The sequence below is a fragment of the Pedobacter sp. V48 genome (assembly GCF_000523515.1).
Lineage (GTDB): Bacteria > Bacteroidota > Bacteroidia > Sphingobacteriales > Sphingobacteriaceae > Pedobacter.
Genome location: NZ_AWRU01000016.1, coordinates 99,443 through 125,691, shown reverse-complemented (window position 1 = coordinate 125,691; position 26,249 = coordinate 99,443). Strand labels below are relative to the sequence as shown.

Annotated in this window: 18 protein-coding genes and 1 pseudogene; 12 read left to right on the top strand and 7 right to left on the bottom strand. The window is 38.5% G+C overall.

Features of this window, described 5'->3' with window-relative positions:
• Positions 1-7 precede the first annotated feature (7 nt).
• The 3 genes and pseudogenes from N824_RS15815 to N824_RS15805 all read right to left on the bottom strand — a co-directional run bounded on the left by N824_RS15815 (position 8) and on the right by N824_RS15805 (position 4,292).
• Positions 8-2,569 carry a SusC/RagA family TonB-linked outer membrane protein gene (locus N824_RS15815; RefSeq protein ID WP_048906123.1) on the bottom strand — a complete coding sequence of 854 codons (2,562 nt, stop codon included), beginning with the start codon at positions 2,567-2,569 and terminating at the stop codon, positions 8-10.
• Positions 2,551-3,147, bottom strand: a pseudogene (locus tag N824_RS15810) (carboxypeptidase-like regulatory domain-containing protein). The gene N824_RS15815 and the pseudogene N824_RS15810 overlap by 19 nt, the downstream one beginning before the upstream one ends.
• Positions 3,148-3,347: 200 nt before the next feature.
• Positions 3,348-4,292 carry a glycoside hydrolase family 71/99-like protein gene (locus N824_RS15805; RefSeq protein ID WP_200869893.1) on the bottom strand — a complete coding sequence of 315 codons (945 nt, stop codon included), beginning with the start codon at positions 4,290-4,292 and terminating at the stop codon, positions 3,348-3,350.
• 747 nt (positions 4,293-5,039) lie between these two features.
• Between N824_RS15805 and N824_RS15800 the strand changes: the two genes are divergently transcribed.
• A complete protein-coding gene (locus N824_RS15800) occupies positions 5,040-7,547 on the top strand; it encodes a galactose oxidase (protein ID WP_048906141.1) in 2,508 nt (835 codons plus the stop codon).
• A gap of 7 nt (positions 7,548-7,554) precedes the next feature.
• Here the strand turns inward: N824_RS15800 and N824_RS15795 are convergent, their stop codons facing one another.
• Positions 7,555-8,595, bottom strand: coding sequence for a LacI family DNA-binding transcriptional regulator (locus N824_RS15795; protein WP_048906121.1), 1,041 nt, complete (start codon positions 8,593-8,595; stop codon positions 7,555-7,557).
• Positions 8,596-8,860: 265 nt separating this feature from the next.
• Here N824_RS15795 and N824_RS15790 point away from each other — a divergent pair, with 265 nt between their 5' ends.
• The 3 genes from N824_RS15790 to N824_RS15780 are packed head-to-tail and all read left to right on the top strand — an operon-like array spanning position 8,861 to position 13,397.
• The gene (locus N824_RS15790) at positions 8,861-10,348 is read left to right on the top strand and encodes a xylulokinase (RefSeq protein ID WP_048906120.1); all 1,488 of its coding nucleotides are present in this window, start codon (positions 8,861-8,863) and stop codon (positions 10,346-10,348) included.
• A 9-nt stretch (positions 10,349-10,357) separates the two neighbouring features.
• Entirely contained in the window at positions 10,358-11,686 is a 1,329-nt protein-coding gene (xylA, locus tag N824_RS15785) for a xylose isomerase (protein ID WP_048906119.1), read from the top strand.
• A gap of 22 nt (positions 11,687-11,708) precedes the next feature.
• On the top strand, positions 11,709-13,397 hold the full coding sequence (locus tag N824_RS15780; RefSeq protein ID WP_048906118.1) for a sodium/sugar symporter: 1,689 nt from the start codon (positions 11,709-11,711) through the stop codon (positions 13,395-13,397).
• A 175-nt stretch (positions 13,398-13,572) separates the two neighbouring features.
• On the opposite strand, the gene N824_RS15775 is transcribed toward N824_RS15780, so the two are convergent.
• A complete protein-coding gene (locus N824_RS15775) occupies positions 13,573-13,908 on the bottom strand; it encodes a MerR family transcriptional regulator (RefSeq protein ID WP_048906117.1) in 336 nt (111 codons plus the stop codon).
• 147 nt (positions 13,909-14,055) lie between these two features.
• Here N824_RS15775 and alaS point away from each other — a divergent pair, with 147 nt between their 5' ends.
• Positions 14,056-16,755: an alanine--tRNA ligase gene (alaS, locus tag N824_RS15770; protein ID WP_048906116.1), complete on the top strand. Its 2,700-nt coding sequence runs from the start codon at positions 14,056-14,058 to the stop codon at positions 16,753-16,755.
• Positions 16,756-16,961: 206 nt separating this feature from the next.
• Here alaS and N824_RS15765 read toward each other — a convergent pair whose 3' ends face one another.
• Positions 16,962-17,660, bottom strand: coding sequence for a DUF1080 domain-containing protein (locus N824_RS15765; protein WP_048906115.1), 699 nt, complete (start codon positions 17,658-17,660; stop codon positions 16,962-16,964).
• Between the two features lie 83 nt (positions 17,661-17,743).
• Here N824_RS15765 and N824_RS15760 point away from each other — a divergent pair, with 83 nt between their 5' ends.
• The 4 genes from N824_RS15760 to N824_RS15745 are packed head-to-tail and all read left to right on the top strand — an operon-like array spanning position 17,744 to position 21,736.
• A complete protein-coding gene (locus N824_RS15760; protein WP_048906114.1) occupies positions 17,744-19,057 on the top strand; it encodes a gluconate:H+ symporter in 1,314 nt (437 codons plus the stop codon).
• An 8-nt stretch (positions 19,058-19,065) separates the two neighbouring features.
• Positions 19,066-19,539: a RidA family protein gene (locus N824_RS15755; RefSeq protein WP_048906113.1), complete on the top strand. Its 474-nt coding sequence runs from the start codon at positions 19,066-19,068 to the stop codon at positions 19,537-19,539.
• Positions 19,532-20,665 (top strand): D-TA family PLP-dependent enzyme, encoded by a 1,134-nt coding sequence (locus tag N824_RS15750; protein ID WP_048906112.1) that lies wholly within the window; start codon positions 19,532-19,534, stop codon positions 20,663-20,665. Before N824_RS15755 ends, N824_RS15750 begins: the two co-directional genes overlap by 8 nt.
• Before the next feature lie 3 nt (positions 20,666-20,668).
• On the top strand, positions 20,669-21,736 hold the full coding sequence (locus tag N824_RS15745) for a dipeptidase (protein WP_048906111.1): 1,068 nt from the start codon (positions 20,669-20,671) through the stop codon (positions 21,734-21,736).
• A 460-nt stretch (positions 21,737-22,196) separates the two neighbouring features.
• Here N824_RS15745 and N824_RS15735 read toward each other — a convergent pair whose 3' ends face one another.
• Entirely contained in the window at positions 22,197-22,724 is a 528-nt protein-coding gene (locus N824_RS15735) for a hypothetical protein (protein WP_052334155.1), read from the bottom strand.
• A gap of 148 nt (positions 22,725-22,872) precedes the next feature.
• Here N824_RS15735 and gatB point away from each other — a divergent pair, with 148 nt between their 5' ends.
• The 3 genes from gatB (at position 22,873) to N824_RS15720 (ending at position 26,249) form a co-directional block, all read left to right on the top strand.
• Entirely contained in the window at positions 22,873-24,336 is a 1,464-nt protein-coding gene (gene gatB, locus N824_RS15730; protein WP_048906109.1) for an Asp-tRNA(Asn)/Glu-tRNA(Gln) amidotransferase subunit GatB, read from the top strand.
• An 8-nt stretch (positions 24,337-24,344) separates the two neighbouring features.
• Positions 24,345-25,454, top strand: coding sequence for a TlpA disulfide reductase family protein (locus N824_RS15725; RefSeq protein WP_048906108.1), 1,110 nt, complete (start codon positions 24,345-24,347; stop codon positions 25,452-25,454).
• A 105-nt stretch (positions 25,455-25,559) separates the two neighbouring features.
• The gene (locus N824_RS15720; protein WP_048906107.1) at positions 25,560-26,249 is read left to right on the top strand and encodes a response regulator transcription factor; all 690 of its coding nucleotides are present in this window, start codon (positions 25,560-25,562) and stop codon (positions 26,247-26,249) included.

Sequence of the window (26,249 nt, the reverse complement as noted above, 5' to 3'; positions counted from 1 at the left end):
AATAAGATTAAAAGGTGATGTTAGCTCCCAGATTAAAAGTTCTGTTCATAGGATAGGTATATCCCCCCAGGGCTACTCCAAAATCTTCACCCGGCTTAGGGCCTTGATGTTCAGGGTCATAGTTTTTCAGTCCTGTAAAAGTTGCCAGATTGTAACTGTTTACATACACTCTAAGTTTTTTAACACCTATTTTCTGTAATGCTATTGCAGGAATGGTGTATCCAAGTTCAAGCGTTTTTACACGTAAATAACTTGCATTTTGTACAGCTTTTGTTCCTTTTGCCCTTGGAGACCCCATAGCAGGATAAAAACCCGGCGTCCATTGTGTATTAGGATCATAAATATTAGCATTGGGATCTACAGTATGCCAGCTATCCAGAAAGCGTGTTAATGAACTTCTTTCAAAGGCAAGCGGCTCTGCAAATAATTCATCATATTGTACATATACACCTGCCGCTCCTTGTAAAAGTACATTTACGTCAAACCCTTTGTAGGCTACGCCTATACTCATACCATAATTCACCAGTGGGATATCATTGGTAGCAATAGGATGATCATCCTTATCATTGATTTCACCATCTTCATTCCAATCTTGGTAGTAGTAATCTCCTGGTATTACGCCATTATTACCGCCACCCATATTCACAGCATAATTGTATATCTGTTGGTAGTTGGTAAACTGGCCGGCATATTCAGGCCCCCACCAAATATTTTGATACCTGTTTACCTGTCCATTCTTCCAGTTTTCGCGCTCATTACCGGCTCTGCCCTGAAGAATGTTTAACCATTGGGCACGTGTTGTACCAATATTACCACTAATGTTTAATCCAACATTACCAATAGTGCTTCTATGTGAAAGGATTAAGTCCATTCCTTGAACCCTGTCACTATTGATATTTATCTGTGGAACATCAGCACCAACTGTACCTGGTAATGCTACTGCCGGAGTGGCCTCTAAGCCGGTTCTATCACTTCTGAATACTTCAAAAGTACCATCCAGTTTACCGCCAAGGAAGCTAAAATCTACAGCTATATTCTTTTTAGTGTTAACGGCCCAGCTTAATCCTGGGTTGCCAAGTCTTTGTGAGGAGCCGTTAACTGCACTTGATCCAAATATGTAAGAATTTACAGGGTAGTTAAATCCTGATAGATAATTAAAGGCTCTTCCTCTTTCGTCACCCTGTTTGCCATAAGAAGCTCTGAATTTTAAGCTGCCCAGGATGTTCTCTGGAATAAGGTTACGGAAAAAGTTCTCTTTCGTTACCACCCAACCCACAGATACTCCAGGGAAGAATCCGAACTGATCACTGGTTCCTGGCTGATATTTATTAGAACCATCTCTACGGAAAATAAACTCTGCAAGATATTTTCCTTTATAATCATAGTTCAACCTGCCTATTATACTCTGAAATGCAATGTCGTTTAATCCGTTTATGTCCATACCACCTTGCATTTGGCCGTTTGGTAAACCACCAAACAGATAATCGACAGGGATTTCTGTATCTCTTTGCGCGTAAAAATTATCACCTGTTTGATGACTTTGCTCATAAACAAGGGTTGCAGCTATATTATGATCATTAAAAAATGTATTAGCATAGTTTAAAGACAATGAGCTTAAAGTGTTGAACCTGGTGTAGTAGGAGCGACGTACGCGCGAAGGGCTTTGCACTTTGCTTGGCAAATAAGTATCAGTGTCTGCTTTATAAGTATATAAAGTGTATTCTCTTCTTATTTCGTTATTGTCGCTAACATTATAGTCAACATTATACAATGCCTTTGCATTTAAACCTTTAATGCCGGGTATATCGTATTGTAAGTTTAACTGACCAACAAAATTCTTTTGTTTAAATGTTTTTAAACCAACTTTATCTGCCTCAGTAATGATTGCAGGATTCATGTTATCATCAATAACACTTGGATATAAGGGGTTATCATTTGCAAATACCTGCTTTGTTGGAATCTGGTTCCATGCATATTTGTAGATTGTCCACAGATCAGTATACGGCTGGTTTTTTTCATCCATCATGCCAGAGGCCAACACCTGTGCTTTTAAACCCTTTGTGATGTCTACCGTAACATTCGAACGAAAGTTATATTTATCGTAGTTTAAATCTCCGCTTTTAAATACACCATCCTGCTTCTGATAACCAAGATTGAAGAAATAGCTGATCTTATCGCTGCCGCCGTTAACGTTTAAATTGTGCATTAACTGAGGTGCCGTATCTTTAAATGCGAGGTCTATCCAGTTAGTCTCTTTGTATGTGCCGTCAAGCCATGGTTTGATGTCATTGTAAGAGAACTTAGGAGGTTGGTTGCTGATGAAGTTAGCATCAAAATTGTGTTTATTCTTCTCATTGGTCATCAACATATAATCTACTGCACCTACACCTTCAGGCATGCCTAGAAATGTTTGGAAAGACTGGTTAAATGAGTAGTTTATATCTACTTTGCCGCTTTTGTTGCCTTTTTTTGTAGTTACCAAAATTACACCACCAGCAGCCCTGATACCATATATTGAAGCAGCAGCATCCTTTAGTACAGAGACACTCTCTATCTCATTTGGATCCATTCTTCCCAGTGTTNGMTNWGRTCKSMRSMRMKTMSTSYAKSRAWWRCAATTAAAGGATCGCTTTTAAAACCTCTGATGTTTAGGTTGTTTGCGTAAGAACCGGGTTCAGCAGTTTTCTGTAGAACACGTATACCGGGTACTTTACCTGTTAACATGTTTACAACACTTTCGTTCTTTGTAACCACAAGTTCTTCTCCTTTTAAGGTAGCAACGGAACCTGTTACAGTAGCTTTTTTCTGTGTACCGTAACCAACTACAATCAGTTCTTCCAGGTTGTTATTGTCTTGCTTTAAGATGATCTGAAATTCTCTTTTGTTATTTACCTGAATTTCCTGCGGGGCAAATCCTACAGAAGTGAATTGTATATAGGCGTCTGGACCTGGAACATTCAAAGAAAATGTTCCGTCGGTATTTGTTAAGGTACCGGTGTTGGTTCCTTTTACCCTAACACTTACTCCCGGTATGCCAAGGCCTCCGGCAGCGTCTGTTACTTTTCCACTTATTGTTACCGATTGCTGGGCCAGCAAAACGAGTGGAAATAGAAAAAATAGTGTAAGTAGGTATTTAAATTTTTTCATACTGTTTATCTTTTTGGTTTAATTTATTGTTTGATTATTGTCCGATTAAAGCAAACCTTGCTTAAGGTAGGCCATGCTTATGGAGGAAGTGATCTGTAACTGCTCATGGTTATATTTGGTTTATGATTTAAGCAATCGATTGCCGAGTGCTTGTAAAAAATACCGGAAGCGCAAATACCTCCGGTTTAAAAAGTCTTATATTATTTACGTTCAGGCATCTTTAACGTAAGTGGCTTTTGGTTTCTCAGCATTTTGGCAGCTTCCCCTGTTAACCACAGGTAATGATCTGATGGCTTACCATCCATATTAATAAATGAGGTAGTAGAACTTACCGGAGGGTTATCAGATCCTTTAAAAATGGCTGTTCCCTCATTCACCTCATCAAACATAGCTACATATAGCATCGAAGCCCCGGCATTAAGTGTGGTGGCTATCTGTTGCCAGTAAAATCTACCACCTTGTCTTGGTATCGAACCAACTGGTTTTACATCATCAGGAAATTCCTGTTTACTTAAATTGTGCCAGCTAAAACCAGGGTACACACAAGGCACATAATCAAGGTTGTTGTCTTTGCACCATTTAATATCATCTATAGTATTATCGCGCAATCTGTCCATATCATTATGAAGCAGTCCGCTATAACGTTGAACTGTCCATGGTAAAACGATATCACTCTTTTTAATTAATTCATGTAGATACGGATCATTAATACAATCGGCATTTAGCGTGCGCCACGACGTAGGGACACCCAGCATTACAGAACAGTTGCCATACACCGGATCATTTTTTAAGAAATCAATCAATTTCTCTAAACCGATATTACGGGTGTTATATGGGCGGTCGGGAAAGCCAACACCCCAAATCGTAACCAAAGGTTTTCCATTATGATGTAAATATGTTTTCTTACCTGTTTGATTTGTTACTTTTAACTCATCAACCAGGTATTTCCAGTCTTCAATTATTGCAGAGCAATCTTCACCTGATGCACTTAACCCCGAGAGATCATACATCACCGCTATAGCCCGTTCATATTTGGAGGCGGCTTCAAAAGCATTTTTTAATATGGTTAATGCTGCTTTATCTTTATGCTTGGCATTGCCGAAAAATCTTTGCATAAATACGCCATCGACACCGTACTGCTGCATCCATTTAAAATGAAGATCTACCGTACTTTTATCATGTGAACTGAAAAACTTTGCCGGTTGTCCGCTGCTTAATTTAAAAGGGGTWTTATMANGTNAACTNWMAWAYTNWYKCMYRTYKRKCYAYAWRTCNRYRSKGMYWMRTWWWWCATMGCNNNCAWANAKYATATCTTTTGGAATCGGTACCATCACCCACGGCTCTAAACCAGCCTTGGTAACCTGCCATAACCRATNCTTWRYWAGTTGGATATAATGTTTGCTTGCTATGTTTTATTTGTCCCTGCGCTTTATAGATGAACAGGCAGGATAGAGATAAAAGGATAATCTTTTTAAAATTCATACTTGGTTATATTTGGTTGTTTTGCTCCCGAAGAAATGAACGATTGGTGTATCGTTGTAAATGGGTATTCTTCGTATTTATTGATAAACTTATTTTTCTGCGATTAATAAATACTTAATATTGAATTAACGTGTCAAATAATTTGAAAAACCTTTGTCAGATAGGCGAAAATGGCTTGGAAAAAAGAAAATAGAGCAGATATTAATAAAATGATAATTGTATAATTGTCGTGATCTTGTTAAAAATATTAATCAAAAAAGTTATCTTGGCGTGCCAAATAGCTCAAAAATAGACCTTGAAAACGCTGGCCTTTAAGTACCATCACGTTATGATTTTCCCGACAATTGAAAACAAGTTTAAAAGGCGTATTCCATTATTCCGAAGCAATAGAGGTTAAGATTAAAAATACTATGGGATTAAAATTTTACACTGCTTTTTTACTGCTACTGCTTATTGCATCGGTACCGGTTTACAGCCAGTCGTACGGACTTGGGTTTGCCGGACACGAAGTAGTTCAGGACAAAAGAACAGCCCTTGATCTTAGCCCCGAGCGTCCTTTATGTTTTGACCGTAGTTTCGAATTATCATTTGACCTGTCATTTATGCCTGGCTATGCAGATCATTTTGGTTATATTTTTAGATTAATTGACCAGGACAAGCGCAACATAGACCTTATTTACGACATGAGGTTCGATGAAAATAAACACTTTAAACTTATAGTAGGAGATAAGATATCTGATATCGCTTTTGATATTGATACCAACAAGCTGTATAAGAACTGGCATACCCTGAAGCTTAAGTTTGATGTGGACCGGCGGGAACTTACCATGCTTGCCGATGGCAAGTCTTATAAGCAAAAGGTTGGCTTTAAGAATAATTGCTATAAAATATTTCTAGGGGCCAACAACTACAAAGACTTCAGCGTAAAAGATGTCCCTCCAATGAACATAAAAGATGTTAGAATCACAGAGAATAAAAAGGTTAGTTATTATTGGCCTCTGGATGAAAAGGGTGGAACAAAAGTTACAGAAAAAATAAAAGGGAAGGATGGATTGGTCATAAATCCTATCTGGATAAAGAAGATGCATCACGATTGGGAATTGGTTAAAACCTTTAATATTAGGGGGCTAGCAAGTGTAGCTTTAAATGCAAAAACGGAAAGCTTATATGTAGTTACCGAAGACTCATTAATTACTTACAATGTTGTTTCAAATGGGTTAACCTATCTGGATTATTCTTCGGGCAAACAACATTTATTTGCTGGTAATCAGGCAATCTATGATACAACTGCCGATAAACTATTCAATTTTTATATAGACCAAAAACTTGTTGCCGATTTTAATTTTGCCAATAAGACGTGGGATAAAAATTATCTGACTCCAGATGTGATTACCAATTATTGGCACCCTAATAAGTTCTATTCGGCGGCTGATTCGTCATTGTATATGTTAGGAGGCTACGGCCAATATACTTATAGAAAAAGTATTGAACGTTATCACTTTCCAGATAAGAAATGGACTACCATTAAAGCTTCGGGCGATTTTACGCCAAGATACCTTTCCGCGCTGGGCGCAGTAAAAGACGGAGCTTATATACTGGGTGGATATGGAAGCGCAACCGGCCAGCAAATATTAAACCCTAAAAATATTTATGACCTTAATTTTTATGATGTTAAACATAAAACATTTAAGAAGATATTTGAATTAAGCCCTCCCGCCGAAGAATTTGCTTTCGCAAACTCAATGGTGATCAATGAAAAAGAAGACACCTACTTTGCCTTAACCTTCCCAAATAATAGCTTTAATTCTTCTCTGCAACTTATCGAAGGATCATTGCGTTCGCCAACATACAAGCTGGTAGGTAATTCAATCCCTTATCCTTTTCATGATATTTATTCGTTTGCGGACTTATTTTACTGCCCGGCAAGTAAAAAGTTTGTAGCTGTGGTATTGTTCCATGAAGAGAAAAATAATACAACCTCTGTTAAAGTATATACTTTGTCGGGACCTCCCGAAGCTGCCTATGCAGCTTCAACAAAAGTGTTGTCATGGAAGCCAGGAAAGTATTTATTATTTCTTTTGCCGTTGCTAATCATCGTTGGACTTATCCTATACCTTAGGAAAAGTAAGCGATCCGTTAAGTCGCAAACACATGTTCAGGAATCATCAGTAGTAGAAATGATGGTGGAGCAGCAACATGAAAACGCTATTTTCTTATTTGGCGACCTTCAGCTTTTTGATAAGGAAGGGGAAGACATTACCAAGTACTTTTCTCCATTATTAAGGGAATTATTTCTGGTAGTTCTGGTTTATACTATTAAATGGGGCAGGGGCATTAGTTCTGAGAAACTAACAGAGATTCTCTGGTTTGATAAAACAGCAGATAGCGCAAGAAATAACAGATCAGTGAATATCGCTAAGTTAAAGGTCATTCTTGAAAAAATGGATGGTTGTCAGATATCTAAACAAACTGGATACTGGAAGATAGACTTTGACGATACCAAGGTAAAAATAGATTATAGCGAGTACCTGAACATTGTAAGCAGTAAAGGGGAAATGGACAAGCCAAGAGTGAATGAGCTTACTAAGATTATACATAGGGGGAGCTTCTTATCGAACGTAGAATACGATTGGCTGGATACCTTTAAATCTGATCTCTCAAATGAGATTATAGATGCTTATTTACATTATGCAGCTACGATTAAAATTGCTGATGATCCGGAGTTTCTGATCAATCTGGCCAACTATGTATTCTATTTTGATCCGGTAAATGAAGAAGCGATGATCATAAAGTGTAAAGCTCTGGTTCATTTAGGAAAGCACTCATTGGCCAAAACTAAATTTGAAACCTTTAGCAAAGAGTATAAGGCTATATATGGTGAAGAGTTTAAACATAGTTTTCAGGAAATACTGGAATAAACCCTAATTAATCTTCAGTTTTGTTTCTCAGCGTTGACGACCGAACAATCAGTTTTGGTTTTATACTTACAATCTTAGGGTTATTGTCTTTTTCTGAAGATTCTATTTCCTGAAAATATAGGTTTGCAATTGTTTTGCCCATGCTTACACTGTACTGGTCTATAGTAGTTATAGAAGGACTGGTTATTTCAGTAAAAGCCTCATTTGAATAACCGCATATTCCTAATTCCTCAGGAACCTTTAGCCCCATCTTGGTCGCTACTTCCAAAACACCCAGGGCAGAGAAATCAGAGGTAGAGGCAAATATTGCATCAGGTGGTTCAGCAAGATTGAGTAACTCCTTAGTTGATTCAGCACCCAGTTCTTTTGTCCAGGCATTTTCCTTAATTAGTTCTGGTAATACCGGGACGTTGAATTTTTTTAACGCGGCAAGATAACCCGCTTTTCTTTGTCTGAAAATATTCAGATTTTGCGGGCCTTCAAGCAATGCAATTCTTTTATAACCCTGCTCAATTAAATGACTTACCGCGTCTATAGAAGCTTGCTCGTTGTCGTTCAGTACTTTAAAAGTGTCGAGATGTTCAGCAACCCTGTCAAATTGGATCAGCGGAATGCCATGTTCCTTAATGGTTTGAAGGTGTTTATCATCTTCAAAATCAGCACTGAGGGAAATTACGATACAACTCACATGCTGGTTAATTAAGGTGTTTACACATTTAACTTCTCTTGCTGACGATTCATTGGATTGGCAAATTACCAGGTTATAACCTTTTTGATAGGTAACCTCCTCGATACCGGCAATTACATCAGCAAAGTAATTTTGATTGATGCGCGGAACTATAACCCCAATGGTCTGATTATGACCTTTCCTTAGGTTTGATGCCAGGCTATTTTGTTTGTAATTTAATTCCTTTGCGGTATCTAAAATTAGTTTCCGGGTTGCTTCACTAACATTACTGTTATTACTTAAAGCCCTGGAAACAGAGGAAGCATTTAAATTCAGCTTCTTTGCAATATCATAAATCGTTGTCCTTTTCTGATTTTTCATCAGTATATCTTATTTTTTTATTTGGTTGTTCATTGCTTTTTTTCCCGCCTCCGTCATCTCGACGATACGAGAGACGACGGAGTGCCTAGCGTCCATGACGCGCATACCCAATGCCGATGACTACCCTGTGCAATAGTGCAATTTATTAATCGAGTAAATATGATAAAATATTTTTATCGCAATCGATTGCTTAAATTAAATATTTTACTAATTTCGTTTAATCAAATACTAATATTTTAATTCAACCCAAATATATAAAGAAAACATGCTGCTATTAGGTATTGATGTAGGAACATCATCTGTCAAAGTTTCGGTGGTTGATGTTGCGTCCGGCGACATTCTTGCAAGTGCACAATATCCGGATAGTGAATCAGAGATTATTTCACTCAAATCAGGTTGGGCAGAGCAGTCACCAGATATGTGGTGGGAACATGTTCAGCAAGCCATACTAAACTGTAACAGTAAGGGTAAATACAATCCGTTAGACATTTCGGCCATTGGTATAGCTTATCAGATGCACGGACTTGTTATTGTAGATGAAGAGCAAAACAGTCTGAGAAACAGTATTATATGGTGTGATAGCAGAGCGGTAGAAACTGGAGAAGAAGCATTTAACGCTTTAGGAAAAGAACAGGTTTTGAGCCGTATGCTTAACTCGCCCGGTAACTTTACCGCCTCAAAACTGGCCTGGGTTAAAAAGAACGAACCTGAAACCTATAGTAAAGTAGCAAAGATGATGCTGCCTGGAGATTTTATCGCGATGAAACTTACCGGAGAGGTTACTACTAGTAATTCTGCCTTATCAGAAGGGATACTTTGGGACTTTAAAGCCAACGGAATTTCCACTGATATTATGAGCCAGTTTGGTTTTTCTTCAAGCATTATTCCCGAGATAAAACCAGTGTTTTCTGAACATGGACAAGTAAAGAAATCGATTGCCGAAAAGCTGGGTTTAAAAGCAGGTATTCCAGTTGCCTATAAAGCAGGAGATCAGCCAAACAATGCCCTTTCATTAAATGTAACACAACCAGGAGAGGTAGCGGCAACAGCAGGAACATCAGGAGTTATTTATGGCGTTACTGACCAGTTGCTTTACGATAAACAATCACGTGTAAATACGTTTGCTCACGTAAATCACACCGCTCAGGATCAACGTTTAGGCGTTTTGCTTTGCATCAACGGTACAGGAAGTATGAACCGATGGGCTAAAAACCTGATCGGCTCGTCAATAGACTACGTTGCCATGAATAATGCAGCAAGTAAAATCGCTGCCGGAAGCAACGGATTGTATGTTCTTCCTTTTGGCAATGGTGCAGAGCGCATGCTAAATAATAAACTTGTAGGCGCGCATTTGCAACAAATAGACCTTAACCTGCATACACAGGCACATATATTCCGCGCAGTACAAGAAGGAATTGCATTCTCATTCCGTTATGGATTAGATATCCTTAGAGAAAATGGAATGAAGCCGTCTGTAATCAGAGCAGGCAGGTCAAATCTTTTTATGAGTGATATTTTCTCTCAAACCTTTGTAAACGTAACAGGCGTGCCTGTAGAACTTTATGAAAACGACGGTAGTTACGGTGCAGCTGTTGGGGCTGGTATTGGTGCAAATATCTTTAAAACTGTTAGCGAAGCATTTAGCAATAAAAAGCCTGTTAAGCTGGTAGAACCAACCAATGCGAGACTGGAGGATGAATATCAAACCTGGAAAAAACTTCTTAAACAACAATTAGAATCATTAAATAAATAAAAAATCAACATGAGCGTAAACACTTTGAATAACGAATTTTTTAAAAATATCGGTAAGGTTAACTTCGAGGGGCGTGAAAGCGACAACCCTCTGGCATTTAAATGGTATGATCCTGAAAGGATTGTAGCTGGGAAAACACTTAAAGATCACCTTCGTTTCGCCGGCGCTTACTGGCATTCATTCTGTGGTAACGGTGCCGATCCTTTTGGCGAAGCAAGCCATATCTTTCCTTGGAACCAAAAAAGCGATCCTGTAGAACGTGCTAAAGATAAAATGGATGCAGCATTTGAGTTTTTAACCAAGCTAAGTATCCCGTATTACTGCTTCCATGATGTTGATATGGTAGATTACGGTAACGACATTAAGGAGAACGAAAGAAGACTGCAGGCATTGGTAGATTATGCCCGTCAGAAACAAGACGAAACAGGCGTAAAATTATTATGGGGTACTGCAAATCTGTTCTCGCACAGGAGATATATGAATGGTGCAGCCACAAACCCAGATTTTCATGTGCTAACGCATGGTGCTGCCCAGGTAAAAGCTGCCCTTGATGCAACTATTGCATTAGGTGGAGAGAATTATGTGTTCTGGGGTGGTCGCGAAGGATACATGTCGCTATTAAATACCGACATGAAGAGAGAGCAGGAGCATCTTGCCCGTTTCCTTCATACTGCAAAAGACTATGCAAGAAAGAATGGATTTAAAGGTACGTTCTTAATTGAACCAAAACCATGTGAGCCTACCAAGCATCAGTACGATTATGATGCAGCAACAGTTTTAGGTTTCCTTCAAAAATATGACCTTCTGGGCGATTTTAAATTAAACCTAGAAGTAAATCACGCAACCCTTGCCGGTCATACCTTCCAGCACGAATTACAAGTAGCTGCAGATGCAGGTCTTCTTGGATCTATTGATGCAAACCGCGGAGATTATCAAAATGGTTGGGATACAGATCAGTTCCCAAATAACATTAACGAATTGGTAGAGTCTATGCTGATCATTCTTGAGGCAGGTGGCTTTAGCCGTGGTGGAATAAACTTTGATGCCAAAATCCGTAGAAATTCAACTGATCAGGCTGATTTGTTCTATGCACATATTGGTGGTATGGATATGTTTGCCCGTGCACTTATTATTGCTGATGATATACTTCAAAACTCTGACTATAAAAAAATCAGAACAGACAGATATGCATCTTTCGACAACGGTAAAGGAAAAGAGTTTGAAAATGGTAGTTTGAGTCTTGAAGATCTGCGCGATTATGCAATTCAAAATGGTGAGCCACAAACACTAAGTGGAAGACAAGAGTTCCTTGAAAACTTAATCAACAGACACATTTAAATTCAGCCATTAATCGGAATTTATGAAAACACTGGGCGCATTGGACTATGCAGTTTTCCTGATTTATTTTCTGATCGTTGCGTTTTACGGATGGTGGGTTTATAGACAAAAAAAGGCTCATAAGGAGAACTCTAAGGATTTCTTTCTGGCCAAAGACTCACTTACCTGGTGGGCAATAGGGGCTTCCCTTATTGCCTCCAATATTTCTGCAGAGCAGTTTATTGGAATGAGTGGATCAGGATTTAAGATGGGGTTGGCAATTGCTACCTATGAATGGATGGCGGCTGTTACCTTAATAATTGTGGCGGTGTTTTTTATCCCCGTATACCTTAAAAATAAGATATACACTATGCCGCAGTTCTTAAATCAGCGCTACAATGGTACTGTAGCAATGATTATGGCTATTTTCTGGTTGTTACTATATGTAGTAGTAAACTTAACCTCCATACTTTATTTAGGGGCTCTGGCAATCCATAGCATATCAGGAATTAACCTTACTGCGTGTATGTATCTGCTGGCTATTTTCTCCATCATCATTACACTTGGTGGAATGAAGGTAATTGGTTATACAGATGTAATTCAAGTGTTTTTCCTTATCCTGGGTGGTTTAGCAACTACCTATCTGGCATTAGAACTCGTAGCTACGCATTTCGGTTCAAGCGGGGTAATGAAAGGTTTTAGTCTTTTAAAAGTTCACGCTGAAGAGCATTTTCATATGATCTTTAAGAAAGATAATGAGAATTATCTTGATCTGCCGGGCTTAACTGTATTAATAGGTGGTATGTGGATTGTAAACCTTAACTATTGGGGTTGCAATCAGTACATCACTCAGAGAGCACTTGGAGCTGATCTTAAAACAGCAAGAAATGGACTCCTTTTTGCATCTTTCTTAAAATTACTGATGCCAGTTATCGTCGTACTTCCAGGTATTGCAGCGTTTGTTCTATATAAAGAAGGATATGGTGACTTTAAAACAGATATGCTGCAAGGCGGAGAGGTATCTCCAGATAGTGCTTATCCTGTACTTTTAAATCTTCTTCCTGCAGGATTAAAGGGATTGTCGTTTGCCGCATTAACCGCTGCGGTAGTTGCTTCCCTTGCTGGTAAAGCAAATAGTATTGCAACCATTTTTACGCTTGATATTTACAAGAAAGTAATCAATAAAACAGCGAATGAAGACAAGCAGGTAGTGATTGGACGGATTACTGTGATCCTTGCAATGCTTGTAGCCATCATCATTTCTCCTTTACTTGGTATCGATAAAAAAGGTGGCTTTCAGTTTATTCAGGAATATACCGGCTTTTTCTCGCCAGGTATATTTGCCATGTTTATCTTAGGTTTCTTCTGGAAAAAGACAACCTCAAATGCAGCGTTATTTGCAACAGTTGGAGGTTTTGCGCTTTCAGTGATATTCAAATTCCTTCCAAATTTTATGAACCTGGAATTCCTTAGCTCAACAGGCTTTTCAAAGCTGGTGCAACAGAGAGATGGAAGTATGCTTTATGAAATACCATTTCTAGACCGGATGGGTTTTGTATTTATCATTTGTCTTGTGGTGATGTATGCAATTAGCATCATAGAAACCAGAAGAGGTGTACTAACAAACGGACTTGAAATAGAAAAAGAAATGTTTAGAACTAATAGGGCTTTTACAGTCGGGGCAATCATTGTTTGCGGGCTAATTGTGGCACTATATACAATTTACTGGTAGTTAGGTTTTATCCAGTTTAGGTTAGGACGGTGGGCTGGTTACCTATCGTCCTCTTTTATTATAGACCTTTCAATACACGGGATTTCTTTTATTTATGTTGATCAAGAGCAGGTTGTAACCACATTAATTATTCTCGAAATGAGAAATAATTAATGGGATAAAAAAAGGCAGATAGTTAAATCTGGTCGTTCAATTTCAGCAAGAAATCTTTTAATTTCTCAAGCGAGTCAATGATCTTTTGATTTTCTTTAACCTCTGATGTGTTATTTTTTAGATGATCTTTTGCACCCTTTAAGGTGAAACCTTTATCTTCTACCAGATGAAAAATGATCTTTAAATTTTCAATATCTTCGGGAGTAAAAAGACGGTTTCCTTTTTTGTTTTTTTTAGGTTGCAATACGTCAAATTCCTTTTCGTAAAATCGGATTTGGGATGCATTTACACCAAACATTTCGGTTACCTCACCCATCGTATAGTACATTTTATTGATTTCCCGTTCTTTGTAAGGCATACTTTAGTGTTGATTATTAGTGTTTTACGGCTTTTATTTAAAGTATTCAAATGTAGGGGGATTTTAGTAGAATCCAACAATAAAATTTCAATTTTCCTCGATAGAGGTTATTTTTTTATCTAAGTTTGTTCCAAAATCAAGAGAAGGATGACAGCTAAGGAAATCAGACAGGCATACTTAAAATTTTTCGAATCAAAACAACATCATATTGTTTCATCGGCACCTATTGTAGTTAAAAACGACCCCACATTAATGTTTACTAATGCGGGAATGAATCAGTTTAAAGATTTGTTTTTAGGAGAAGCCCCAATAAAATATCCAAGGGTAACTGATACCCAACGTTGTTTACGCGTATCTGGAAAACATAATGATTTGGAAGAAGTAGGGATAGATACCTACCACCATACCATGTTCGAAATGCTTGGAAACTGGAGCTTTGGCGATTATTTTAAGAAAGAAGCCATTGCCTGGAGCTGGGAGTTGTTGACTGAGGTTTATAAAATTCCAAAAGATAAATTATATGTTTCCATTTTTGAAGGAGACGAAAAAGAAGGTTTGCCAAGAGATAATGAGGCTTACGAGCTTTGGAAACAATATGTTCCTGAAGACCGCATTATTTTAGGTAATAAAAAGGATAATTTCTGGGAAATGGGCGATACGGGCCCATGTGGTCCATGCTCTGAAATCCATGTTGATTGCAGATCGGACGAGGAGCGTAAAGCTGTTGAAGGTAAATCACTGGTAAATGCCGACCATCCTCAGGTTATCGAGATATGGAATAATGTATTTATGCAGTTTAACCGTTTAAAAGATGGTTCGTTGCAGCCACTTCCAGCTCAGCATGTAGATACCGGGATGGGTTTTGAGCGTTTAGTTCGTGTATTGCAAGAGAAATCTTCAAACTATGATACCGATGTTTTTCAACCCTTAATTCAATTCATCGCTAAACATGCGGGGATTGATTATGGTGTAGATGAAAAAACGGATATCGCCATGCGGGTGATGGCTGATCATATTCGTGCCATTTCATTTGTAATTGCCGATGGGCAATTGCCTTCTAATAATAAAGCGGGATATGTGATCCGCCGTATTTTACGTCGCGCGGTTAGGTATGCTTATACTTTCCTTAACCTTAAAGATCCGTTTTTAAATCAGCTGGTGCCTGTGTTGGCTGAGCAATTTAAGGGGGTGTTTGATGAGCTTTCGATGCAGCAGGATTTTGTACAAAAGGTAGTTTTAGAAGAAGAGATTTCTTTCTTAAGAACTCTAGCTACAGGTATCCAACGCTTTGATAATTATACTAAAAAGCAAGGCGAAGTATTAATGGCAGAGAATGCTATTGAGCTTGAGAAAAGATTTGATGATCCATGGGTTTACAGCATATTGAAAGACCAGATGGTGATTTCAGGTGAGTTTGCTTTTGAACTGAATGATACCTACGGGTTTCCGATAGATTTAACGGAATTGATGGCCCGAGAACAACGCTGGACTGTTGATATGGAAGAATATAACAAGGCGCTTTTGAAACAAAAAGAGCGTTCTCGAGCAGCTACTGCGGTTGATACCGGAGACTGGGTTGTGGTAAATCCTGATCTTGAGGTTGAATTTGTAGGATATGACGATTCTGAGGCTGAAACTGAGATTGTAAAGTACCGCAAGGTCAGTGCAAAAGGTAAAGATCAATATCAGATTGTACTGAGTAAAACACCTTTTTATGCTGAGAGTGGCGGTCAGATAGGTGATACAGGTCGCTTAGAGGATCATAGTCGTCTTTTCTTTGTTGAAATAACCGATACCAAGAAAGAAAACGGAGTAATTGTACATTATACCGATACTTTACCTGAAGATGTTGACGGTCAGTTTTGGGCTGTTATTGATGAAGATAAAAGGTTGCTATCTCAGGATAACCACAGCGCTACGCATTTGCTGCATGCTGCATTGAAGAAAGTATTAGGATCGCACGTGAATCAAAAGGGTTCATTGGTAAATCCTGATTACCTACGTTTCGACTTTTCGCATTTTGCAAAAGTTACTGATGAGGAATTGGCGCAGATTGAACATCTGGTTAATCAGAAAGTAAGAGAAAATATTCCTTTAAAGGAGCAAAGATATGTTCCATATGATCAGGCTATTTCGAGCGGTGTAACTGCTTTATTTGGTGAGAAGTATGGAGATTTAGTACGCATCATCACTTTTGATGATCACTATTCTAAAGAGCTTTGTGGTGGTACACACGTACAGGCAACAGGTCAGATCGGTTATTTTAAAATCACATCTGAAAGTGCTGTTGCTGCCGGTGTAAGAAGAATAGAGGCGATTACAGCAGATAAGGCTGAGGCATTTATTTTAGACCAGAACAAAGAATTAAATGAGCTTAGATCATTATTAAAAGGAAATAAGGATCTTAAAGCTGCTGTTGCTGCCCTTATCGAAGAAAATGCGAAGCTTAAAAAGGATGCTGATAAGGCAGTTGGCGAACAAGCTGCAAATCTTAAGCATGAAATTGTACATCACCTTAAGACCATTAATGGCATTAATCTGATCGCAACTCATGTTGATCTGCCAAATGCCGAAGCCGTTAAAAACTTAGCATTTTCAGTTAAGGATCTGGTTGATGATCTGTTCCTTGTGTTTACTACCTTAATTGATGATAAACCTGGAATTACAGTAATGCTATCAGAGAATCTGGTTAAAGATAAGGGCCTTAATGCTTCTAATATAGTTAGAGAATTAGCAAAAGACATACAAGGCGGCGGCGGCGGGCAACCTTTCTATGCTACTGCCGGAGGAAAGAATAAAGATGGTTTAGCTGCTGTTTTAACTAAAGCTGAATCATTAATCAGTTAGTTATACTATTTTTAAAGTTATAGCCTTAATAAAGTCGTCATCTCGACGATAGGAGAGATCTCCTGTCATCGAGACGACGAGGTGGCTATTTTAGAACGATAACTTAATCCACTCGTTTTACTTAAGATCGACTTTCTGCGAAAAGGCCTAGGAAATTTTGCTTATTTAGCGACGCGGGCAAAGATTCCAGCCTTAGAGTAGAATGGCTATTTTACCGTCAGTTTTTTAATCGGCTCCAGTACCACTTTTCTAAACTCCACTTCAGAGCCCTCTGCTTGCAATGCAATATTGCCACTACTAACGGTACAATTGGTTCCATGGTTTACAAAAACGTCATTAACCCATACTTTTACCTCATCACCCAAACATTCGATAACCATTTTATTCCACTCGCCTACAGGCTTTTCAACATCCTGAACCAGTCTTTTAATTCTTCTAAGTTTATCGCCATTAACGCCCCAGTTTTCTTTTGGACCACGTCTTGTTTCCATATCAGGAACAGTAATGTCTTCCTGGATGCACCAAAAATCGCCGGCCATGGTATGCTGCATTTGTACTTCTATTGATTTTGGGAACATATCGTAAAGTGCCCTTGGAGTAGAAGCATGTACAAGTACACCACAATTACCCGGTTTGGCGGCAAAACGATATTGTACTTCCAAACGGTAATTTTTATAAGTAGCATCGGTAATCAGGTGACCTCCGGGAGTTCCCAAACTCACCAATAAGCCGTTGCGAATTATAAAAGGCATCCGGGCATTGGAATCTTTGTCCATTTCAGGAACATCTGCATGCCATCCTGTTAGATCTTTACCATTAAATAAGCTCTTTGATTGAGCAAATGAGGCAGCTGAGCTTAAAATTAAAGCCAGCGCAATGAGTGATTTGGTTAGGTTTTTTTTCATGTTTATTGTAATACTAATATAGAAATACTTTTAGCAACTCGCTTTTTTTTCTATTTTGTGTTTTCCAAATAAAATAAGAAAGTATGACCATCCTAATCGTCCTATTGTGTATCCTATTTCTGATTGTTTTAGTTTCAGCATTTAAGGTCAATGCATTTGTTGCATTCCTAATTGTATCTATACTTGCCGGTATTTTACTGGGTATTCCGCTTAATAAAGTAACAACCTCTGTCGAAAAGGGAATTGGAGATGTTTTAGGCTCGTTGGTAGTAATCATTACTGTGGGGGCTATGCTGGGTAAGCTTGTGGCCCAAAGTGGCGCAGCGCAAAGAATTGCATCATCTATGATGAATTTTTGCGGAGAGAAATATATACAATGGGGTGTAGTTACTACCGGGTTCTTAATCGGTATTCCATTGTTCTACGGGATAGGTTTTGTGTTAATGGTTCCGTTGATTTTTTCTATTGTTTACAAGTATAAGTTGCCTGTTATTTACATCGGTTTACCAATGCTTGCTGCATTATCAGTTACTCACGGGTTTTTACCACCGCACCCTTCACCATCAGCACTGGTTATTCAGTTTAAGGCCAATATGGGTCTAACCTTGTTGTACGGATTAATTGTAGCTGTACCTGCCATTATTATAGGAGGGCCATTGTTTTCGAGAACGCTTAAAGCCATACCATCAAAACCTTTGGAAGCTTTTGTTCCTGCCGATATGCCTGAAGAAGAATTGCCGGGCGCATTTAATAGTTTTTTCACAGCTCTATTACCTGTTTTACTTTTAATAGGCGCTACGGTATTTACGTTTTCAGAAAATCAGAATCCAGCTGTGTCCAGCTTCTTTGCTTTCGCAGGCAGCCCGACAATTGCTATGCTTGTTGCGTTGTTTGTAGCAACATTTTCGCTAGGTATTTTTCAAGGCAAGAAAATGGGAAACATCATGAATATCTATGGCGAAGCGATTAAAGATGTTGCCATGATATTGTTAATTATTGGTGGATCTGGAGCATTAAAGCAAGTTTTGGTAGATAGTGGGGTGAGCGGACAAATAGCGGTGCTTTTAAAAGACATGGATATGCAGCCTTTATTTTTAGGCTGGTTAATTGCCGCAATTATTCGTTTTTGTGTAGGTTCTGCAACGGTAGCAGGCTTGACAACTGCCGGGATTATTTTACCTTTGATGGTATCGTCTAACACAGATCCTAACTTAATGGTTTTGGCGGTAGGCGCAGGTAGTTTAATGTTTTCGCACGTAAACGATTCCGGATTCTGGATGTTTAAAGAGTACTTTAACTTAAGTATGAAAGATACCTTTAAATCGTGGGCTGTAATGGAATCAATAGTAGGAATTGTGGGATTGGCGGGCGTACTTTTATTAAATCAAATTATTTAAATATAGATATGGGAACTTTTAATGCAGATGAACAGTTTGAAAAATTAGGATTAACATTGCCTCCGGCTCCAACGCCTTTGGGTGTTTATAAACCTTTTTTGATTGATGGAAAGTATCTTTATTTATCAGGGCATGGGCCTGTTAGAGATGATAAAAGCTTAATAATTGGACGTGTTGGTGTCGAGTTTGATAAAGAAGAGGGCAAACTTGCTGCAAGACAAGTTGGATTAACCATGTTATCAACCATAAAAACCAATTTAGGAAGCTTAAACCGTGTAAAAAGAGTAATCAAAGTTTTAGGGATGGTAAACTGTACGCCAGATTTCGAAAGACATCCCTTTGTAATTAACGGTTGCAGCGAACTTTTTGCCCAGGTTTGGGGAGAAGAAAACGGCATCGGTACCAGAAGTGCAGTAGGTTTTGGTTCGTTGCCTGATAATATCCCTGTTGAGATTGAAGCTTTATTCGAACTTCATGAATAACCGTAAAAAACTAACAAACCGGTATTGGTTTGAGATTGACAATGTGAGTGAATTTGATTCTCCGGCATTGGCCTTTTATCCCGATCGTATAGCAGGTAACATTACTTATCTAAAAGCCAGCATTGATTCGCTTAGCAGATTGCGCCCTCATGTAAAAACGCACAAATCCAGCGAGGTCACCTTGTTAATGATAAATGCCGGAATAGCCAAGTTTAAATGCGCTACCATAGCAGAGGCAGAGATGTTAGCCCTTTGTGGTGCTACTGATGTCCTGCTGGCCTATCAGCCAGTTGGCCCAAAAGTTAAAAGGTATATATCGCTTATAAAAGCTTTTCCGCTAACAAAATTTTCGTGTCTGGTTGATAATGAGCAGTCATTAAATGAACTTTCGGAAGCTGCAGTTGAATCAGGTTTGGAAATCAATTTGTTTCTGGATTTGAATTTAGGGATGAACCGGACCGGTATTTTGTCAGATGAAAAAGCCTTGGCGCTTTATCAGAAAATGTATACTTCTGGGGGAATAAATGCTATAGGTTTGCATGGCTATGATGGTCATATCCATGACGTTTCGTTATCGCAAAGAAGAGAAAAGTGGCAGGTTGGCTGGAATTTGATTAAAGGCTTAAAAGATAACATTACAGCCAATGGTTTGCCTACGCCGGTTATTGTGGGTGGTGGTACACCAACTTATCCTTTTTATGCAGCGCAACCCGAAGTAGAATGCAGCCCCGGTACGTTCATTCTGTGGGATAAAGGGTATCAGGACTCTTTTGAAGAGCAGGAGTATTCAATTGCAGCGGTGCTGATAAGTCGCGTAATCTCTTTGCCGGATGAAACTAAAGTAAGTCTGGATTTGGGGCATAAGGCTGTAGCTGCCGAAAATGAACTTACTAAAAGAGTTTCATTTTTGAATGCTCCGGATGCCAAAATAATAAGTCAGAGCGAAGAGCATCTGGTATTGGAAATGGCTAAAGGACATGGTTTTAAGATAGGAGATGTTTTGTATGGGTTGCCAATCCATATTTGCCCAACTGTTGCCTTATATGACCGTGCAGCAACGGTTATAGATTATAAAATTACCGGCGAATGGGCCATTGTTTCAAGAAATAGAAAGATTAATATATAACTTATGTTTACAATTGATGCACATTTGGATTTAAGCATGAATGCTTTGGAGTGGAATCGTGATTTGACTTTGTCTGTTTCTTCGATCAATGCAAGGGAGGAGGGATTAACTGATAAGCCGGATAGGGCAAAAGCAGTTGTTTCGCTCCCTGAACTTAGAAAAGGTAAAATCGGACTTGTCGTAGCTACCCAGATTGCCCGATTTGTAGCACCAGGGAATAAATTGCCTGGATGGCACTCGCCAGCTCAGGCATGGGCGCAAACTCAAGGTCAGCTTGCCTGGTATAAAGCTATGGAAGAGGCAGGGGAGATGGTTCAGATTACTGATCTTGCCAGTTTGGAAAAGCACCTTACTTTATGGGCTGCTGATACCGCGGATGCTGAAAAACCAATTGGCTATATTCTAAGTCTTGAGGGTGCTGATTCTATTGTAACCATAGGGCATTTAGAAAAAGCTCACCGCAATGGTTTAAGAGCCGTTGGTCCTGCCCACTATGGCCCTGGAAGATACGCTCAGGGTACTGATGCGACTGGATTTTTGGGGCCGAAAGGTCATGGATTGCTGAAGGAAATGGAGCGATTGAACATTATTTTAGATGCCACACACTTATGTGATGATAGTTTTTGGGAAGCCCTCGATCATTTTAACGGCCATGTTTGGGCCTCACATAACAACTGTAGAGCGCTGGTGAATCATAACCGTCAGTTCAGTGATGATCAGATCAAGGCGCTAATAGAACGCGGTGCTGTTATTGGTGGTGCTTTAGATGCCTGGATGATGGTGCCTAACTGGGTACGTGGTAAATCTACCCCTAAGAGCATGAATTGCAATCTGGATGTGATGATTGATCACATAGATCATATTTGTCAGTTAGCTGGTAATACGCATCATGTTGGAATTGGTTCTGATCTTGACGGTGCATTTGGGAAGGAGCAGTGTCCTTATGATTTGGAAACTATTGCTGATCTTCAAAAGATACCTACATTGTTTAAGGCCAGAGGATATTCGGATGTGGATATTGAAAATCTGATGAGAGGAAACTGGTTAAGGTTTTTGCGAAAAGCCTGGTAATTGGGATCTATACATCTTGGTATATACGTTATCATTTAAACCACTCTAAAAAGCATTTTTAATGATAAAGGTCGGTCAGAGTCGTTCAATAGCCGTCTGAAAATCGTTTAATTTTATTTAAGTGCCCAATACCCTACGGCCAGCCAGATAAGGCCTTTTATCAGGAAAAACAAAAATCCCCAAACACCGACTTTTTTCAGCCATTTTAGGATTGCAGCTTTTTTTTCTGATGGGGTTTTATTAATCATAAGATATCAATTCATAACGCTGTTTATCTTCAGACAAATATATCTTATTTGAAATAATTATAAATAAAATTGAATGTAATTTTAATGTTTGAATACACTCGTTATCATGAGCGCCCAGCATCCGGGAGGGAATGATGTTGACATCATGAAATAGCTCACATCGGCATCTTGACGATGTGAGCTATGAAACGAAAAGCTTTGAGGCAAAACTTTTACCCTCTTGGTCTGATTATTCTTTCAATACCAGGGTCTCTTCTTTCCCTTTTGTTTTCGTAATGCCTGTTGTCACGTCTTCTGTCATTACCTCTTTCTCTGTATTGTCTTCTGCCGTTATCATGGTGTCTATCTTCACGATATCTTTCAGTGTAATGTCTTTTATTACCTTTCCAGTTATCATGTCTACCATATTTAACCCTATAAGCATTATGGTTATGATACGGTCTTGGTGAATTGATCACATATTTTCTTCCAGAGTATAAGTTATAACCCCTGTATCTATGCGGAAGTGAACGAGAATGAACCCATCTATTTCCATTTAAGTAAATAAACTGTCTGGTAGGTACATAGTAATAACTCTCTATGTCGGGCATGTAATAGTAGTCTACATAATCGTAGCCTCTTGGTCCCCATTGCGGCTGTGAGCCTATGTTTACGCTAATGTTTACTTGCGCCTTTGCGGGTGCTGTTAAAGCTATTATTGATGCAAATCCAAGCATCGCCAATAAAAATAGTTTTTTCATAGAATTGATTTATTATTTGTGTGTGATGTATTAAAACCAAAGTTTGTGCCATAAGTATAATTCTAGCTACAAATCTGTGTTAATAACGCATAAATGGTTATGTTTGTATCTTAAATACATGTTGATTAAAGTTAATTATTGCATATAAATGAGTACGAAAACTGCAGTTTCTCCATCAGAATTCGAATTGGTATCTGGTTTAGAAATCCACGTACAATTAAACACACAAACAAAAATATTCTCTTCAGATAGTGCTTCTTTTGGAGCAAAACCTAACGAGCATATCTCTGCTGTTTCGCTGGCATTACCAGGCGCTTTGCCTAAATTGAATAAAGAGGTGGTTGCTAAAGCTGTTAGAATGGGTCTTGCATTAAACTGCACCATTAACCAACTCAATTTTTTTGATAGAAAGAATTATTTCTATGCCGATTTGCCTAAGGGATATCAGATTACTCAGGATAACAGACCAATCTGTCAAAATGGTTACCTGAATGTAACGCTAAGTAATGGTGAAGAAAAACGCATCGGAATTAACAGGATACACCTGGAAGAGGATGCTGGTAAAAGTATGCATGATCAGAATGATCAATACTCTTACGTAGATCTAAACAGGGCAGGGGTTCCATTAATAGAGATCGTTACGGAACCTGATATCAGAAGTTCAGAAGAAGCATCTGCTCTGCTAACAGAGATGAGAAAGTTGGTTCGTCATTTAAATGTGAGTGATGGCAATATGGAAGAAGGAAGTTTGCGTTGTGATGCAAATATCTCTATCCGTGAGGTTGGTGCTACAGCGTTTGGGACGCGCTGTGAGGTAAAAAACCTAAACTCGATAAGAAACGTGCGCAGGGCAATGGATTTTGAGTTTAACAGACAAAAAGAAGTTGTTACCACCGGAGGCAGGATTATACAGAGTACTTTGAACTTTGATGCTGAAGAAGGTACTACATCGCCAATGCGGAGCAAGGAGGAGGCCAATGATTACAGGTATTTTCCGGATCCGGATTTGCCACCTATACATATTTCTGATGAGTGGCTGGAGCAGATAAAGGTTACAATGCCTGAACTGCCTGCAGAGATCTCTAAAAGGCTGGTAAAGGATTATGGAGTTAACGCATCTGAAGCTACATTGCTTGCTGAAGATATTGACTTGCTTACCTATTTTAATTCGGCCTTGCCTATAGTTAAAAATACAAAGAGTCTTGTGAACTGGCTTACAGGATCTATCAGAGCTTTGCTAAGTGAACAAGAAATCACCATATCAGGATTTAAAGTTAGCCCTGTTCAACTTGCAGACGTAATAAATCTGGTAGATAATAAAAAGATCACCCAACAAATTGCATTACAACAGCTGTTGCCTTTGATTGTTAATAATGAGGATGCTGATGTAAATAAACTGGCTACTGAACATAGCTTGCTAATTGAAGAAAATAGTGATGAACTGGCTGGTTTTGTGGATCAGGTTCTATCAAAATATGAAGTGCAGGTACAAGCCTATAAAAAAGGAAAAAAAGGAGTGCTTGGCCTTTTTGTAGGTGAGGTAATGAAACTTGCCAAGGGAAAAGCAGATCCTCAAAAAATAAATGAATTGTTACAAGAGAAATTAAAATAGCAAATATTATGATGAAACGTATTGGGTATGTATTGGTGTTGTGTGTCGTTTTTGCAGCATGTAAGGATAAAAGTAAGTTTGTAATTAACGGGGAGTTTAAAAACGCTGCTCCAAAGAGCAAAGTTTACTTATTTGGTTTGCAAAAAGACAATGCTTTGCCATTAGATTCAACTGTGTTTTCTGAAAAAGGAGAATTTAAATTTACCCATTCTACCCCAGGGGCAGATTTCTTTAGGATTTCTGTGGGCAATAACGAGTATATGATTATTGCAAAGAATGGCGATGAAATTAAAATTACTGCTGATTTGGCCGACAAATCGTTAGCTTATACTACTTCTGGTGCTGCTGAAGCAGATAAACTCCAGGAACTGAATACCACCAAGCATGAATATATGACTAAAATCGCTGCTATACAAACGCAGTTTGATGAGGCGGTGACTGCTCAGCCAGATAAGAGAGAAGCTATTATGGAGCAAATGCGACCTCAATACACTGCTGAAATTGAGGGGCTTAATAAAGCAGTGTTGAAATTTGCTGAGGAGAATACAGAATCGTTAGCAGGTTTTTATGCCATAAACTTGTTAAACCCTTCGGAATTTGAGAAAGAAATGGTGGCTTACTCTGATAAAATTAAAAGTAAGTTTAATGATAATGCTGCAGTTACTGAATTTTTAAAGAGAATGGCTAGCTTAAAGGCAGTTCAAATTGGTCACACTGCACCTGAATTTACCATCACCGGTATCGATGGAAAGCCAGTTAAGTTGTCTGATTTTAAAGGAAAATATGTATTGCTTGATTTCTGGGCTTCGTGGTGTATGCCATGCAGACAGGAAAATCCGAATGTGGTTAAAGCTTACAATACTTATAAAGACAAGAATTTTACCATACTGGGTATTTCTTTAGACAAAGACCCGGCAGCATGGAAAAAAGCAATTGCTGACGATAAACTAACCTGGAACCATGCTAGCGAATTAAGTGATTTTGAAGGTTCAACCGTTAGGTTGTATCAGATAGAGGCTATTCCAAGCTCATTTATTATAGATCCAAAAGGAACAATTGTTGCCAAGAATCTTCGCGGCGAAGAGCTTGATGTATTTTTAAATAAAACTTTACGCTAACCCTAAATTCATGTTAATATACATGATGGTATTAACAATTTGTTAACATGAGTTTAACGGTATATTATAATTGATTACCTAATTTCGTAACAAATAATTAAAGCTATGAGCACCGTAAAACAGAAGATACTAATTGTTGATGACGAACCAGATATTTTAGAGTTAATTGAGTATAACTTAAAGAAAGAGGGATATCAGGTATTCTTAGCCAATAATGGTCAGGAAGGCATTACGATTGCAAAGAAGGTACATCCTGATTTAATTATCTTGGATATCATGATGCCAAAGATGGATGGGATTGAGGCATGCAGGTTAATGAGGGCTATTCCTGAGTTTAAAAATACTTTCATGGTTTTTTTAACAGCACGGAGTGAAGAGTATTCAGAAATAGCAGGATTTAATGTTGGCGCAGATGATTATATAGCTAAGCCAATTAAACCTCGTGCACTGGTAAGTCGTATCAATGCCATATTAAGAAGAAATGCAAGCGGAGACGAAGTTTCTGATAATAAGGTTGAAATAGGTGATTTGGTAATTGACAGAGAAGCTTATCTTGTTTTTCAGAGTGGTAAGAAAGTAATTTTAGCTAAAAAGGAGTTTGAATTACTTTATTTATTAGCCTCAAAACCAGGTAAGGTGTATACCAGAGAATCTATTTTAAAGAATATTTGGGAAGATTCTGTTGTGGTTACCAACCGTACGATTGACGTACACATTCGCAAGTTACGTGAGAAGTTAGGCGAAACTTATGTTGCTACTGTAAAAGGAGTGGGGTATAAATTCGAACTTTCTTAG